General features: G+C 24.9%; 17 protein-coding genes. 6 read left to right on the forward strand and 11 right to left on the reverse strand.

Going from position 1 to position 15,358, the window contains the following annotated elements; translation table 11 throughout:
* From B5F09_RS13225 to B5F09_RS13245, 5 genes are all read right to left on the reverse strand, one after another.
* Nucleotides 1-445 (reverse strand): PD-(D/E)XK nuclease family transposase (locus tag B5F09_RS13225; RefSeq protein ID WP_204215336.1); only part of this gene is annotated, 445 nt, incomplete at its 3' end.
* 127 nt (nt 446-572) lie between these two features.
* Entirely contained in the window at nt 573-1,094 is a 522-nt protein-coding gene (locus B5F09_RS13230) for an accessory gene regulator B family protein (RefSeq protein WP_158095229.1), read from the reverse strand.
* A complete protein-coding gene (locus B5F09_RS13235; protein ID WP_087374739.1) occupies nt 1,087-2,280 on the reverse strand; it encodes a hypothetical protein in 1,194 nt (397 codons plus the stop codon). The genes B5F09_RS13230 and B5F09_RS13235 overlap by 8 nt, the downstream gene beginning before the upstream one ends.
* Nucleotides 2,277-2,972, reverse strand: a complete 696-nt coding sequence (locus tag B5F09_RS13240) for a LytTR family DNA-binding domain-containing protein (RefSeq protein ID WP_087374741.1) — start codon at nt 2,970-2,972, stop codon at nt 2,277-2,279. Before B5F09_RS13240 ends, B5F09_RS13235 begins: the two co-directional genes overlap by 4 nt.
* A 40-nt stretch (nt 2,973-3,012) precedes the next feature.
* The gene (locus tag B5F09_RS13245; protein WP_087302411.1) at nt 3,013-3,147 is read right to left on the reverse strand and encodes a cyclic lactone autoinducer peptide; all 135 of its coding nucleotides are present in this window, start codon (nt 3,145-3,147) and stop codon (nt 3,013-3,015) included.
* A gap of 255 nt (nt 3,148-3,402) precedes the next feature.
* On the opposite strand from B5F09_RS13245, the gene B5F09_RS13250 reads away from it, so the two are divergent.
* The 6 genes from B5F09_RS13250 to B5F09_RS13275 all read left to right on the forward strand — a co-directional run bounded on the left by B5F09_RS13250 (nt 3,403) and on the right by B5F09_RS13275 (nt 10,004).
* Nucleotides 3,403-3,690, forward strand: coding sequence for a helix-turn-helix transcriptional regulator (locus B5F09_RS13250; protein ID WP_087302413.1), 288 nt, complete (start codon nt 3,403-3,405; stop codon nt 3,688-3,690).
* Nucleotides 3,691-3,881: 191 nt separating this feature from the next.
* On the forward strand, nt 3,882-4,430 hold the full coding sequence (locus B5F09_RS13255; RefSeq protein ID WP_087374744.1) for a hypothetical protein: 549 nt from the start codon (nt 3,882-3,884) through the stop codon (nt 4,428-4,430).
* 200 nt (nt 4,431-4,630) lie between these two features.
* A complete protein-coding gene (locus B5F09_RS13260) occupies nt 4,631-6,418 on the forward strand; it encodes an ATP-binding cassette domain-containing protein (protein WP_087374747.1) in 1,788 nt (595 codons plus the stop codon).
* A gap of 1,036 nt (nt 6,419-7,454) precedes the next feature.
* Nucleotides 7,455-8,162, forward strand: a complete 708-nt coding sequence (locus tag B5F09_RS13265; RefSeq protein WP_087374749.1) for an ABC transporter ATP-binding protein — start codon at nt 7,455-7,457, stop codon at nt 8,160-8,162.
* A complete protein-coding gene (locus tag B5F09_RS13270; protein ID WP_087374752.1) occupies nt 8,140-9,180 on the forward strand; it encodes an ABC transporter permease subunit in 1,041 nt (346 codons plus the stop codon). Before B5F09_RS13265 ends, B5F09_RS13270 begins: the two co-directional genes overlap by 23 nt.
* A gap of 11 nt (nt 9,181-9,191) precedes the next feature.
* The gene (locus B5F09_RS13275; protein ID WP_087374754.1) at nt 9,192-10,004 is read left to right on the forward strand and encodes an ABC transporter permease subunit; all 813 of its coding nucleotides are present in this window, start codon (nt 9,192-9,194) and stop codon (nt 10,002-10,004) included.
* A gap of 357 nt (nt 10,005-10,361) precedes the next feature.
* On the opposite strand, the gene B5F09_RS13280 is transcribed toward B5F09_RS13275, so the two are convergent.
* The 6 genes from B5F09_RS13280 to B5F09_RS13305 form a co-directional block, all read right to left on the reverse strand.
* A complete protein-coding gene (locus B5F09_RS13280; protein WP_087374756.1) occupies nt 10,362-11,603 on the reverse strand; it encodes a GHKL domain-containing protein in 1,242 nt (413 codons plus the stop codon).
* Nucleotides 11,600-12,265: a LytTR family DNA-binding domain-containing protein gene (locus B5F09_RS13285; RefSeq protein ID WP_087303485.1), complete on the reverse strand. Its 666-nt coding sequence runs from the start codon at nt 12,263-12,265 to the stop codon at nt 11,600-11,602. The genes B5F09_RS13280 and B5F09_RS13285 overlap by 4 nt, the downstream gene beginning before the upstream one ends.
* Before the next feature lie 84 nt (nt 12,266-12,349).
* Nucleotides 12,350-12,931, reverse strand: a complete 582-nt coding sequence (locus B5F09_RS13290) for a hypothetical protein (RefSeq protein WP_087374758.1) — start codon at nt 12,929-12,931, stop codon at nt 12,350-12,352.
* Nucleotides 12,932-13,112: 181 nt separating this feature from the next.
* The gene (locus tag B5F09_RS13295) at nt 13,113-13,778 is read right to left on the reverse strand and encodes a nucleotidyltransferase family protein (RefSeq protein ID WP_087374760.1); all 666 of its coding nucleotides are present in this window, start codon (nt 13,776-13,778) and stop codon (nt 13,113-13,115) included.
* 43 nt (nt 13,779-13,821) lie between these two features.
* Nucleotides 13,822-14,361, reverse strand: coding sequence for a DUF1697 domain-containing protein (locus tag B5F09_RS13300; protein ID WP_087374762.1), 540 nt, complete (start codon nt 14,359-14,361; stop codon nt 13,822-13,824).
* 364 nt (nt 14,362-14,725) lie between these two features.
* Nucleotides 14,726-15,160 carry a transcriptional regulator gene (locus B5F09_RS13305; protein WP_204215338.1) on the reverse strand — a complete coding sequence of 145 codons (435 nt, stop codon included), beginning with the start codon at nt 15,158-15,160 and terminating at the stop codon, nt 14,726-14,728.
* Nucleotides 15,161-15,358 lie beyond the last annotated feature (198 nt).

Raw genomic sequence — 15,358 nt, forward strand, 5'->3', positions numbered from 1 at the left:
GTTTTCCTTTTTCATTTCGGCTTTGATATGTATCATATAGGGTTAGATTATCACTATCAACATCATTGATAAAGATTATCTGATAGACTGGATTGATGTTTTGATAACGGTCTCCCTTTTTTTCCTGCTGGCTTAACAGTTTAGCTCCATATAATTGAAAACGATGGCGCTGGGTTGGTGAAAAGATTGAATTTTGCATTTCAATATCAATCTGTTTACCTGAGGCTACGGTTACTCTAATATCTAAGATCATATCTTTATCTTCAACATGATTACGGCTTAAATCGGGATTTAATACTTTAATATCATGACAGTCGATCTTTAAAATACCTTCAATAAACAGTTTTAATAAATAACGACAATCGTAATCTTTATCATCAGCTAAAGAATATTTAAAAAGAACATCACTTTTAAAATCATAAATCTTTTTATCTGTTTCTTTCATAAAAAACCTCCTTTGTTATTTATATACATTTACAAAAGAGTTTTTTTCTTTTATTAATTGAATTAAAATTTTGGGCAATAAAAGAAGTGCCATTATTAACTGACACTTCTAGCTTTTACAAAATATATTAACCTACAGTTTTTTTAGTAATCAAATTTTTTATTTTAACGAAGAGATAAGATACACTGTTTAAAAAGAATACATAAGTAATAACTAGCTGGTATCTATCAATCAATAAACAATATAATAAAACCAGTCCTGTTAAAATACATTTATATACCCAATAATGTTCATCAAATAAATAATTAATAATGGCCACAAACATTAATACCATTGCTACAACCATAATTATCCGATTAATAAAAATATCTGATAACATAAATAATATGATAGCTTCACTTGTCGTTAAAAGATAACAATTTACAGGTGTTTTAGAATGATAGCCACCCAATAGCATTCTTATTGGTGTGTAAAATATCAAATACAGTATCGAAAACTTTAAATCTATTAATAACCAGCCAATTACAAATACACTAGCCATACATAACAGATTAAAACCAATTACAAATACACCATAATCACACACTTCTTTGTCTTCATCACTAATAATATTCTGTTTTATAAAATACTGACTTATCTTATCAATCATCATCTTGCTCCATTTTAAAACTTATTCTAATTCCTCTTATTTGACAATCATCCAGGTTATACATAACAGGTAACCACGGATTTTCATCTAGAAACATTTTTAATTCATCTAAATTAACTATTCCATCACGATAGATCAATTTGAACAATACAAAGCCATTTTCTTCACTAATATCAATTTTCAAATACTTACATTCTCTAAAAAAATCCAATGTTCTTTGAATAAAATTTATCAATCCCAAATCATCATAAAATTGATTCTTGTTAATCAATACAATATTACTAATATCGATTCCAGTCATTACCATCTCATTTATTTTTACACTATATAATGTATCAAAAACATGATTTCCAGTATCAATAACCAATTTGTGCTTTAAAACCTGATTTTTATAATAATCTATTATCTTATCTATTGATTCATAGTCCTGTTTCTTTAAATATTCTTCAATTTTAAAGACAGTATAAAACAAACGATGATCCAATGCCTCAATTTCATTTTTCACATTGCTTATAGCATAATATTTTTGTCTTTGAAATTCTTCCTGTTGCTTATCTTTGATTAATTGCATCTTTTCACGATGTTCTTCATTAATTAAATTAACGATATACATAAACATAATACATAAAATTAACAATAATATCTCATTCAGCTCAAAGAAAAAAGCACTATTATTACTGAATAAAGTTCTATAAAACATACTATAAAGTAAAATAAGCAAAATCACTTCAAAAACAATAACTACTTTCCACTTAGTTATTTCCAAGGTCAATGCTAATTTATCTTTATATTTTAATAAGATAATATTTCCAAATAACTGCAGTATTTTACACAAGATACATTCAATAATATATGTATCTTTAAAAGTAAACAAATCACAAATATACACACTTATAACAATATAAATCATAAGCAGTGCATTTTGAATTAAGATAATATATACATGCTTAAATGTTACACTTTTTGTAAAAATATAAATAGAAATAATTATTACAATCATAATAATGAATGATAAAAAAATACCATAATAATTAGCAAATTGAGATATTTCTAAAATCAAAAAATCTATTAATGTTGTAATAAAAATAAATTTATTTTTACTTTCTTTAAAACCAAAAAAATCGGCAATAAGCCAAACCAACAATAAAGATTCAATAAAATTAATAATTGCATTAAAAAGTATCATTTAAGTAAATACTCCTGATAAAATTGATCAAATTTATTTTTATAAACTCTACCAATTACTAGATCTTCATTGTTCACCATAATCAAATGGCCCTTTCGATATGACGTCAAATGATCGATATTAATAATAAAAGAACGATGAATCTGAATAAACTTATCATCAGGAAGTAATTGAGCCCAGGCTTTGAGAGTTCGATTATCAAAATGCATTCCATTAACAGTAACTATTTTTATTTTATGATCTTGACTTTCCAAATAAATGATCTGATTTAAAGATATTTGGGTTCTACTCATTTTATAATTTAAATCAATAAATGTATCATTGTTTTGAAATTCTTGATCCACTATTGAATAAAAAATATTTAAATCTTTTTTATAGCTAGTTTTTCTAATAAAATAATAAGCACGTAAATTATATGAATCATGAATTAAATCATTATGAGATGAAACAAAAATTATATAACAATTCTTTTGATTTTGTTTTATTCGATTAGCCAAGTCATAACCATTAATATTGTTTAAATCAATATCAATAAAATAAAAAAGATATTGATTAGCATTAATTAGATTAAAATAATTATCATCTATTATGTCTATTTCAACATCTTCATCATATTTACAAAAGTGAATCAATAAATCATTCTTCATTGCCGTTGCAAATTGAAAATCATCATCAATTATCACTAATTTCATTCTAATCCCTCCCTAATACATCTATTTTAACATAGCCAGACTATTTTTTTTGATATTTCTGTAATTTTTTTGGACATTCAGGTTCGTAATGACCATAAAGTGATGTAGTTGCTACCGCAAAAATTGCCGCAAAATTTACAAGACCAAATAATACTTTTAACATTTTAGTTTTCATATAATTCCTCCTGATAGATAGCTAAATTATTTTTGATTTCATGAAGTTAAACCACTTTATCCCAATTAGCTCAACTTAATAATTATGTATTAGGGGGTCATAAATTATTTTTTGCTATCTAATCATCATTAATAATTACATAATTTGACTAATTTTGTAAATATTTTACTGAAATAAACATTTACTTCGTAAACGACTTCATCTGACGGTTTTACCGTTATAAATTATCGTATCCTCTATTCAAGGAGGTACTTTATGACTTTTGGAAAAGATCTCAAAAAATTTCGTGAAGAACGTAAACTAAGTAGAAAAGATGTAGCGCAAGCATTAAATATTTCCTATTCAACATTAACTGATTATGAAAATGATAATATTGATATTCCCTTATCAAAAGCTATGAAATTATTCAATTTCTATCGAATAAGCTTAGAAGCATATATGATTACATCTGAAGAATATGTCAACATTAAAGATCTAAGTGATGTATCCAAAGATAAAATATTTACTACTATTAGAGAAGACCAGCTAAAATATAAAAAATAGTTACCATTTTGAATCAAGAATATTTTATTCTTGATTTTTTTGTTATTCACGTAATTATGATGTCGTTCGGTTAATTTTTTACTATCTAAATAACTAAATTGATATTATATATATGTAAAAAGAATTATGCATAGTTTAAAGATTCAACTAATTCAAAGCAATTTCATTATTTTATTAAAGAAGGTGATTTAATGAAAAAACATCGTTTATTAATAATTGGAATCTTATGTATTTGTATTATAATAACTCTTATTTTTATCTGGTATAAACGAACTCATAAATTTTCTTATTTCTTCACCTCAAACGAATATACTATTGAACAAAGTAAATCTGATAAAATCATTAAATTTAATCTTGATTTAACAAATCCTGAAGCAGAGATTGATCGAAAAATTGAAATTGATGATAACTGTTACTTTGAAATTGTTGCATTACAATTACAAAGTAATAACCAATATACCATAGTTTTTGAAAGTTACGGGAACAATGTTGATAATCCTAAATATATCTATACCGCTAATTATTATAATTTTCAAAATGATAAAGTATTTATAACTAGTAAAACTGATTTAATTAGTAACAAAGATGAAAACTGGTATTATTCTTCAAATACTTATTTTCAAGATAATGGTGATAGTTTTGGTTTTAATATTGAAAGTGAGATTGTGAAAAATAAAGAAAATTGTATGATTGAAATTTCAAATTTAAATTATATTGAATTTAAAAAAAAGATTGACTAAAATTTTATCATCAAAGAGATTACCTACTAAAAATTTATTTTCTTTAATGAACATATTTATTTATTATATGCGAATTGATTATATCGGTGTATATTTCAAAGTTAGTAAAATGTGGTTGTTTTTTATTTTTGCTGTAGTTAGTTTAATAATTGGGATAGCTATTTTATGTATTAATTATTTCTTTATCAGGTATATCGTTTATGATAAAGCTAAGTAATATAAATATTAGTTTTGAACGACCTATTTTTATTAATGCGCAAATTGAATTAACTGCTGGAGCATTTAATGTTTTAATTGGAGAAAGCGGTTGTGGTAAAACAACATTATTAAATGAAATCGGCTTATTAAATGAAAAGTTAAATAGTGATTATTTATTTTTTGATAACAAATTAAATAATCATAGTGATTTTGCACTTAAACGCAGAATTGATATAGGATATGTTTTTCAAGAGAATTATCTTTTTGAAAAATTAACAGTTAAAGAAAATATTATTTTTGCTGCAAACTTATCAGGTATTGAATTAAGCGATGATGAAGTATATGAATTATTAAGCAAAACAAAAACACAAGAATTAATAGATAAAAAAATTAATGAATTATCTGGCGGCGAACGACAAAGAGTGGCAATTAGTTTTGCTTTAGCAAAAAAACCTAAATTATTGTTATTTGATGAACCGACATCATATTTAGATCAGGAAAACTGTTATTTAGTTATTGACGTGATACAACAAATTGTTCATTCAAATGAAACTATCGTATTTGTTGTAACCCATGATAAAAGAGTTATTGCTAGTGCAGATAATATTTTTAAAATAAAAGATAATAAGATTGTATGTGATAAGAAAATTAAAAATTATTTAAAATTTAATGACTTATGTAAAAGAAATAATATTCTAAGTAAAAAAGCGATAAAAGGATATATATCAAGGTCTAAAAAGCATATTTCAAAATTATTATATTTGATTCTATCATTGGTGACAGTAATATTATTATTTAATGTTGGTTATAGCAATTATTATAAAGAATATGTAGAAAAAAATATCATTAATAACACTATGGAAGAAATTAGAGTTTACTATGGGCCAAATAAAAGAAAATCTGTAAATGGTATTAATAAATATATTTCATATGATATTTTAAATAAAATTAAAAATATTGATGGAATTAGAGATGCTATTCCTTTTTACGAAATTAATGCTCATTGTAATGACAACGAGATATTAATTCAAACTTACTGTAACGAATTAAGCTCTAAAGTAAATAAATCTTATGCAAATAATTCAAATATATATGTTTCAAGCAGTATGAAAGGTCTATTAGACAACGATGAATTATCATTTATGTATTTCGATAAGTTATATGATTTAAAAATAAATGGTATCTTAGAAGATACCTATCAAAATGGTTATAGTGATAATGGCAATAAAATAGTATATATCCCAGTTTCTAAGTTTAATGAATTATTTTCCGATAGTGTTGAACCATATTTATACATTCTTAGATTTGATAATAGTGTTGATTTCAACAAGGTTGTCGAACAAATAAAAAATACAGATAATGAAATAACTATTTATTCAACAATTGACATTGATAAATTACAGTTGTTGAATAGTCAATTATTAGCTGGTGTAGAAAATATAGTTAAGGCAATAATGGCATGTATCATAGTTTTAATTATATATGATAAATCAAAGCTGATTATTTCAAGAAAACATGAGCTTGCATTATTGTATGCTAATGGACTTAGTAAAAAAGAAATCATAAAGATATTATTTATAGAATCGCTTGATTATTCTATTTATGCTTTAGTAGTAGCAAATATTGTTTCGATAGTAATTTTATTATTATTCTATGATTGTACATTTAATACATTTATTTCAATAGTGATACTCAACGCTATTTTATTTATTAGTTTAAATTTTATTATGCTTGTAGTTAGTAATTATTTGTTAAATAGATTTAGTATTAAAGCACTATTAGAAGAGTAATAAAAATTATCTTAATATATATTTAGAAATAATGATACTTTAATTTAAACTATCGTAAAGGCAGTTATAGCTTTAATTCTCTAGAGGCTGAGCATCAAAATAAAGGTAGAAATATAGTGACAGTATAGTTACTGATTTCTACCTTTTATATTTATTATGTTTTTCCTGACTAGGGTAATGTAATAAATGATATAGGCATTAATCTTTTAGTAGTTTAAAAACAATTCCTGCCATTTTATTATCAATATTGAATTTTTCTACGTCAATTTTTCTTAATTGATACAAGATTATTAACTGATACAAAATTAATCTTCAAAATAAAAACAAAATTATTGACATTAATTTCATAAGTTTTCAAATCATTAATTTTATTACCAAATATCACACTAAATACATAATTGCTATATAAATAATTAGATGTTATTATAAGAATATAAAAAGAATTGATTTAAAAAATAAATATAATAAAAACTAATAATCCACATACTCCCCAATTTATAATACTGTAATTTTAAACAATAACATAAATAATAAATATGCTAAGGTATATTTATCAAAAGAAAAATTTTGTTATGAAAAAACATCGTTTATTAATAATTGGAACTTTATGCATTTGCATAGCAGTAACTCTTATTTTTATCTGATATTAAAGAACTCATAAATTTTCCTATTTACTCACTTCAATATTATTACATCTTATAAAACTGTTAGTTTTGATGTCGATTTACCCCCCCAAATCAAAAATAAATCTAAAAATTAAACTTGTTGCATTACCAATTCCAAAGAAATATACAGTATACCTTCGTTTTTGAAAGTTATAAGAATAATTCAGCCAATCTGAATGTATCTATACTGCTAATTATTACAATTTTCAAGATATTGGTAACAGTTTTAGATTTGATATTGAAAGTGAAATGGTAAAAAACAAAGAAAATTGTTTCATTGAATTTGAAAAAAGTGATTAATAATAGATAAAATGTAAAACTGCTTGTTTTAAAACTACACATTTTATACATGATAAGTTTAGAGGTTAATTATGGAAATTTTAAGAATAGAAAATGTTAATAAAAGTTATAAAAATAAACAGGTATTAAAAGATATAAATATGAATGTAAATCAAGGTGAAATTGTTGGTTTAATTGGAAAAAATGGTTCTGGTAAAAGTACCTTAATGAAAGCTATTTGTCAGTTAATTAATATTGATAGTGGCACGATTAAAGTTCTTGATCATGATGTTACTAAAAATCGTGAAGATGTTTTAAAAGTTATGAGTGTCATTATCGAAGGACCATCGCTTTATCCTAATTTAACTGTTAAACAACAGATTGAAGCTAATGGTGATTTAAGAAATCTTAGTAAAGATGATGTGCTAGAAGCTTTTGAATATATCGATTTTGGCAAAGATATTAAATTAAAAAATAGAAAACTATCTTTGGGAATGAAACAGGAGGTAGCACTAGCAATGGCTTTTATGAATAAATCAAAATTATATTTATTAGATGAACCAATTAATGGCTTGGATTTTGATAATGTGATTAAATTTAGAAATCGAATTATTAAAGAAAAAGAAGCTGGAGCTGCAATATTAATATCCAGCCATATTTTAAAAGAACTAGAAGTAGTTGCTGATCGTTTTGTTTTCATCCACAAAGGTAAGATTATTGGTGAAGTAAAAAATGATCATGATGATATTGAAGCTTTATACCGGGAGATGATCAATAATGAAGAAACTAATCAAATTTGAATTAATCCAACGGAAAAAATATCTGATAATCATCGCATTAATGATCATTATTACTAGCTGGTATCTAATTATGATGAATGATTTTGAACAAGTTTCCCTAAATTATCTGACAAGTTCATATGAAATTGAACAAATTGAAAATGATGATGAATTTTATGAAATTGAAAGAGATTTTTATCGAGCTCGAAAAAATAAGGATAGTAATCTTTATTTAGAGACGAAAATTAAGGAAAATGAATATTATTTAAGTAATCATACAGTTGGTAGCAATGAAACTAGACAGTATTATCAAAATGAAAATAGCTTTAATCAGTACTTAATTGAAAATAATATTGATACGATGAATATGATTAATACTAGCTACAATAAATTAGAATCAATTAATGGTGTTAGTAGCATCTATCAAACTACAAGTATTATCATTTTGATATTAATGCCATTAATTACTTTACTTACTAGCTGCTTAGTTTTTTATCTTAAGCCAGTTACATATAATTATTACATGACATTACCATATCCTAAAAACAGATTATTACAATCTAAATGGATAACTGCATTTATTATTAATATTGTAATATTATTATCGACTGTTATTACTGCCTTTATCATTGGAACAATAATTGGTGGTGTTGGTGATTTTAGATATCCAATTGTAACTAATTATCTAAATATCAATGACACAAGTCAAACAATAATCAGCTTTTATCTGTATTTACCTTTAGTATTAATTGTAGCTGCATTTAAAATCGCATTTTATACAACTTTAGGAATGCTGTTTATCTACATTGTAAAAAATAAATGGATTTCACTTTTAATAAGTGGTTTTATTGGTATTGTTCCTGCCGTCTATTTTTTAAGTTTAGATTATACATATCACAGTAATCTAATTCCGTTTGTTTTTGATAATAGTCATGCTCTAATTACTTATGGATATAGTCCTTTAACTTTAGTAAGTTATTTTATTGGCATAGTTATTTTAGGATACTTTTGTATTTATATTTCTAAAAAGCTATTTTGAGGTAAGCGATTATGAAAAAACTAATTAAATTTGAAGCAATTAAAGCATGTCATAATACCCTTTATCTAGCAATAGCAATAGTTATCTCTCTTATTTTATTGATTCATATGCTTTATTCATTTAACTATTATCATCCAAGTTATGTAACAAAGCAGCAAAACAATGCTAAAACGCAACTACAAACAAATCAGAATTTAAATGATGAAATTATGCTTAGCTATCAAAGAATAGCCGGAAACATATCCTGGCAGGATATTTATCAAAACTATAATGAAATTGATAGTTATAATCAAGGAATGATAACAGATCTAGATTATGATAGTCAAAGTAATATTGATTATCGAAATTATCAATTAAAGTATCAAATTAATCCTGATGATAATAGCGGTGGTAACTGGTTAATTAATTTATATGATGGATTTTTAAAATATGTTGTAATTGTTATTATCATCTTTTCTAGTTTAAATATTATCTTAGTTGAATTTCAAGAACAAACAAGTAATTATTTATTTTGTTTAGGATATAGTTATAAAAAAATCTTTTTATCAAAATTAATAATTAATTTTATAATTATCATTATAACAGCAATATTACCAATGATAATCTTTTATCTTATTTATTCATTGATTGGCGGCTTTACAAATCCTCATACTATTTATCAAACTAGTTCAATGTTTGCCACAATTAAGATAAACTATTTATCATTTATAACTGTTAATCAATTGTTATTATTAAATTTAGTAAAGCTATTAATTAGTTGTATTGGTATTAATATTATCATATTTATAGTTATATACTTTACCAAAATAAAATATTTTAAATAATTAAAAAATAACGCAAACATAGCCAGGATAACCCTGGCTATATTTGCTTTGATGAAATAATGAAGTCAAAACATTTTATATAATAATTAACTTCTCCACATATTATATTTTACTGCTTATAATTAAACTTCCTATGCCCCACTTTATATACAATTTATAACTTGTATATATACTTATTTTTTAAATATCCTGGATAATAAGCTATCTTTCCCCTTTCCTTTCCTGATTAATATTTAAATAATAAGATTCTCCCACACTAATTCAAAAATGATTATTACTATAACCATCCTTTAATAATAATATATCACAAATTAATAATTATTATGGCAATATTTCACTAAGCGTCGTTTTTTTGCATCAAACGTTAATTTTTATATTAAAAACAATCTTATCATCAGGATAATCGATAAATATTACCCCATTATATTTATTTACAATACTATTAATAATCTTTAAGCCCAATCCATGTTCTTCGCCTTTATTAACAATAAAATTAGGCTTTTGACGTACTGTATTAGTTACACGAATAACTAAAATATCATTTTGATAACTTACTACGATATCAACCTTACAATCTGCCATCATCGCTTCTTTACAAGCATTGTCAATTAAATTGAACAATAAAGACATTAAGTCTTTATCATTAAAAACTAACTCCTTAATTGATAAATCATAAGTAAAATCAATTTGTGGATATTCTTGCTTTTTGACAAATAAGCATGAATCAACAAAAATATTACCACTAATTACAAAATCACTATTTTCAACATCAGTAAATACTTCATCAATATATTGCTGGTATTTCTTTTCCTTATCAATACTTTCTAAAATCATCTGATGATTTTTTAAATCATGACGAATCTTTCTTAAATTTTCACTTTCCTGACGATAAAAATCAATATATTTTGAAATATACTGATTTGCCATTTTAGCCATCAACAAATCCTCATTTTTTATCGTTGTTTCAATATATAACGATAATACTTTTAAAAACAAGATCCAAATAACTAACAAGGCAACAACAATAAACGCATTTAGATCATACAAACTTTCAACACCAATAATAAAAATTATCATTAATGCATATAACACAAAGAAATTAAATATAATAAATAAATTAGCTTGATGGCCTAAAAGTTTTTCACCTGGTAAAATTTTTAAACGCTTTAACACTATCAATAAAACTATCGCTAAAATATTAACTGCAAAAACCATAACTATTCTTTGCCATGAACATGACATCGCCAATGCTCGATTAAAGCCAAAAAACAAATTACTTAAATGAATATATGCATTGATACTAAAAATATAAGCCACATTAAAAACTGAACTATAAAAAGCATTCTTCTTTATAAACTTTCCTAACAGACAACTAACATAAACAAAATCAAATGCCCAAATACATGTATTAGAAACCATATATTCTTGTAAAACTAAAGAATTTGTTCCTGTCAATAAATAATTTATGATCGAATAAAAAAATCCTAAACATAGAATCTTTTTAAACGCAATTTTTCTTTTAGACAAAAACATTAAAACAAAGGTAAGAGAAATCACATAGACTAAACAAAATAAATACTCTAATAAATTAGCAATCATCTGTATTTTCCAAAAAAGATTCGTTTTATCAAAGTACGATTACGAACACTTACTTCAAAACGACTATTAACCCCTTCTAAATAAACATTATCATTTTGAAAATCAATAATTTTATTTTGGTTTATAATTGTATCCCGATTAATCTTTATAAAACGATTATCTAATTTCTCTCTTACTTTTTTTAATGTCACATTTTTTATCATTAAACTTTTATTTTTATAAACAATCGAAACAATTCGTCCCCCTAAAAACTGGCAATAAATAATATCATTAATTCTAACCAATGTTTCTTGACCATGAACATTAAAACTAACAGTATAATTATCTTTAATTAATGTTATCATTTCATCAACTTTATTATATAACTCATTTTCTAAGTTGCTTTTAGAAATATATCCATAAACATTTGGTCCAAACGCTTCTTTAATTCGTGTATCATAATTAGTAATAAAAACAATTTTAGTATCAAGATTCTTTTTAGAAAATTCAATTCCATCAACATCAGGCATATCAATGTCCAACAAAATAAAATCCAAATCACGATCTATTTCTTTAACCGAACGATATAAAAATAATGATAACCCCTGATAATGTGTTTTTAATTTATCATTGATTACTGTTAGCCAATTTGGCTGATCATCAATTATCCCTATTTTAATCACACTATCGTCCTCCATATTTATCATAAAAATAGCTGTAATAATCTATCTATAATTATTACAGCTCCCATTTCAAAACCATTTATATTAAATATGCTGGTTGCGGCATAATAACTTATTTAAAACTATCCAAATTACTAAGATTATTAATCCATAATAAAATACTTCACTTAACATAACATAATTACTCATTAAACAATATCCATAATAGATAGATATTAATAAAGCAACTGTGTTTAATAAAAATAAAACAATTAGATTCCCTCGATAACGCACTAATTTTAAATAATGAACTCCTGCTAAGATACCAGCACTTAATAAAGTTATTATATAACTCGCTAATGAAGAAAACTGCATATTCATACAAACATTTAAATAAAGAATAGCAACAGAAATTATCGGCTGAATAAAATAATAACAAATTCCATAAAATAGCCCTTTATTAAGTTCTTTACACATTGTAGCAATTATTAAAGTATTAACGGGATAAAACGCTACATATCCAACAGTATTTTTAGTTAGGTCCATTGATAATAGAAAATAATTAATAATAATACTAATTACACTAATAATCATAATTTTATTTTTATTATCATCCAATAGATGAACTATTTGAAGCATCGCTGCTATAATAATAATCTTAACCATTTCTTCTAATAATATAGTCATTGTATTAATTCCCTTTCCCATGTTATTAGATTATTTGTTAGTAAATATACTTTTTTATATTATAGCGTGAAAATAGGATTTTAGCAAATTATGACTTTTTTCTTGTTAAAATGATAAAAATCGCCATAAAAAAGAAGTATTAAAGACACTAGCCTATATACTTCAATCTTAAAATATAATATTATAAATTATTCATATTTATGAGCCATTTTTGAGCCCATGTAAATAATATGTTTGACATTTCTTTAAAATCAATAACTCCACCATTTTTTATCGTTAAAAAAGTATCAACAATAATACGTTCTTCAGGTAAAACAATTTCTAATAATTCACTTTGCTGTCTAATATAATGACCTGTTTGTTTAAAATAAATTGCTTGAACAACAAAAGATGCTGCTTTATATAACCCCTTTAAAATATCTTCACTTTTATCATACAACATATTATGTACACATCCATGATAAATATTGCATACACCTGTTTTAATTGCTCTATTTAATGCAGTATCATCAATCAATACCAATAAATCATCAAGGCTACCTTTTATCGGCTTAGTATCATAATAAAACTGGAAAAGATCGGCAGCATTCCAATTCATCAGTTCACCTTTTCCAGAAAGAAAACCACATATTAATTCACGATATGATAAAGTATCCAGCATTCTATCATAAATTTGAAGATCATTAATCGTCAATTCATCAAGTATTACCACCATGTCAATATCACTATTTTCAGTTGCTTCACCTCGAGCATAACTTCCCTGAATCCCAACAAACCATACCCGTTGTTTAAATGTTTCATCCAATGCTTTCAAGAAATATTTCATCCAGATATCTATATCAATCATTTTTAATCACCTCACCTTTCATATATTAAAAATTCAAAAACTATTACATTTTAACTATTTTTTTAATAGTATTTGCTGTTCTTATCGTTAATCTATTACTGATATCAATACTGGCTGTTTTTTGCCACCAGTTTGTTTTTCGGTACTCCTTCCTATTAAAAGACCAGAAAATTACATTATCATAATTTTCAATTTTTTCCAATTCTTTTTTAGGTTCACCAATTTCATCATATACTTTTGAAAATGTAGCCGGAGCTAAAATAAAAATAAGATTATCATAAATTTCTTTATTGTCAGTTCCCCACCAATCAGGTGCATGATTTAAAATATCTTCAAGTCTTGCTTTTGTAATAACCAAAACTGGAATTTCAAAACCAAAACTAGCTTCTAATTTTATCTCAATTTGTTCTTTTAAATACCCCAAATCATCTTTTGCACTTAAAAAAATAACATTACCACTATTTAAATATGTTTTTACTTCCGTAAATCCCCATTTTTCAAACTCTTTTTTTAATTCTGCCATTGGAACCTTATTTTTACCACCTACATTGATTCCTCGCAAAAAAGCTACATATTTTTCCACTTTAATAATTACCTCTATTATAAAATCTCACTCTAATTCCCTGCAAGTATAACATAATCGTTAAATGTATAATTGTCTTTTGCGGATTTTTATATTCATAATATCCAAATTTCACGTCCTATTCATAGTTTCCTAGCAAACAGGTATCATTACAGATATCACACATATTTCTCATTAAGCACACTATCTACATGTTGCTAGTAACATGTAATTATGTATTTCAACAAGAAAATATTTAAGTACTCCCTTTATGCCAGCTCTCATTTGGATAATATAGCTATAACATTTTTGCCATCTCAAATCCTTGTAAAATAAACGTTCCAGATGCTCTATAGCATAGCATTGCTTCACATCCATATTCCCATTATCGTTTTCTATATGTATATACAATTCCAATTAAAGAACCAATAAAAACCAATGGCGCTAATCTTACAAACAAAAATTCAAAGCCATGTAATAGAGTGCCTACAATTGCCAACTCAGGGTCGTTAAAATTCCAAGTCAAATATTCACTATTAATACCTGCAAAAGCAATAAATACTACTACAATGATTACACACACTGTAATGAACAAACAACGAATTGTTCGAACTCTCATTTCATTTCTTTTCGCAAGCTGAAGATTGATAACTTCAAGTTTTTCAGAAATATTCTTTAAACTTCCCTCGTTCAAACTTTCTTCATGCATAGTTTCTCCAAGCAGAGTACTTACAGAAGTATCAAATTCTTCTGCTAATAAGACAAGCAAACTTGAATCAGGAACCGATAATCCTTTTTGAATTCCGATATCGGAATTCAAGATTATATCCCGACTTTCTAAAGATTCCGATAAATAAAAACATAAGACCAACTATCTTTGATGATAATTGGTCTTTTTTGATGTGAACCGATTAAAATGTCGGAATCTTTTTTTGTTAAAATGATAGTAGAAAGGAGGTGAAATTATGACGATAGATGAGGTTGTTGATAGGGCTATGGCTTTTATAGAAAAGGATCA

Source organism: Erysipelatoclostridium sp. An173, from assembly GCF_002160495.1.
GTDB classification, from domain to species: domain Bacteria; phylum Bacillota_I; class Bacilli_A; order Erysipelotrichales; family Coprobacillaceae; genus Thomasclavelia; species Thomasclavelia merdavium.

What these genes read in the sequence shown, in the direction of transcription:
- B5F09_RS13230 (WP_158095229.1), bottom strand. Translation starts at nt 1,094, where the DNA reads ATGATTGATAAGATAAGTCAGTATTTTATAAAACAGAATATTATTAGT.
- B5F09_RS13280 (WP_087374756.1), bottom strand. Translation starts at nt 11,603, where the DNA reads ATGATTGCTAATTTATTAGAGTATTTATTTTGTTTAGTCTATGTGATT.
- B5F09_RS13265 (WP_087374749.1), top strand. Translation starts at nt 7,455, where the DNA reads ATGGAAATTTTAAGAATAGAAAATGTTAATAAAAGTTATAAAAATAAA.
- B5F09_RS13240 (WP_087374741.1), bottom strand. Translation starts at nt 2,972, where the DNA reads ATGAAATTAGTGATAATTGATGATGATTTTCAATTTGCAACGGCAATG.
- B5F09_RS13275 (WP_087374754.1), top strand. Translation starts at nt 9,192, where the DNA reads ATGAAAAAACTAATTAAATTTGAAGCAATTAAAGCATGTCATAATACC.
- B5F09_RS13255 (WP_087374744.1), top strand. Translation starts at nt 3,882, where the DNA reads ATGAAAAAACATCGTTTATTAATAATTGGAATCTTATGTATTTGTATT.
- B5F09_RS13260 (WP_087374747.1), top strand. Translation starts at nt 4,631, where the DNA reads ATGATAAAGCTAAGTAATATAAATATTAGTTTTGAACGACCTATTTTT.
- B5F09_RS13250 (WP_087302413.1), top strand. Translation starts at nt 3,403, where the DNA reads ATGACTTTTGGAAAAGATCTCAAAAAATTTCGTGAAGAACGTAAACTA.
- B5F09_RS13295 (WP_087374760.1), bottom strand. Translation starts at nt 13,778, where the DNA reads ATGATTGATATAGATATCTGGATGAAATATTTCTTGAAAGCATTGGAT.
- B5F09_RS13270 (WP_087374752.1), top strand. Translation starts at nt 8,140, where the DNA reads ATGAAGAAACTAATCAAATTTGAATTAATCCAACGGAAAAAATATCTG.
- B5F09_RS13235 (WP_087374739.1), bottom strand. Translation starts at nt 2,280, where the DNA reads ATGATACTTTTTAATGCAATTATTAATTTTATTGAATCTTTATTGTTG.
- B5F09_RS13245 (WP_087302411.1), bottom strand. Translation starts at nt 3,147, where the DNA reads ATGAAAACTAAAATGTTAAAAGTATTATTTGGTCTTGTAAATTTTGCG.
- B5F09_RS13290 (WP_087374758.1), bottom strand. Translation starts at nt 12,931, where the DNA reads ATGACTATATTATTAGAAGAAATGGTTAAGATTATTATTATAGCAGCG.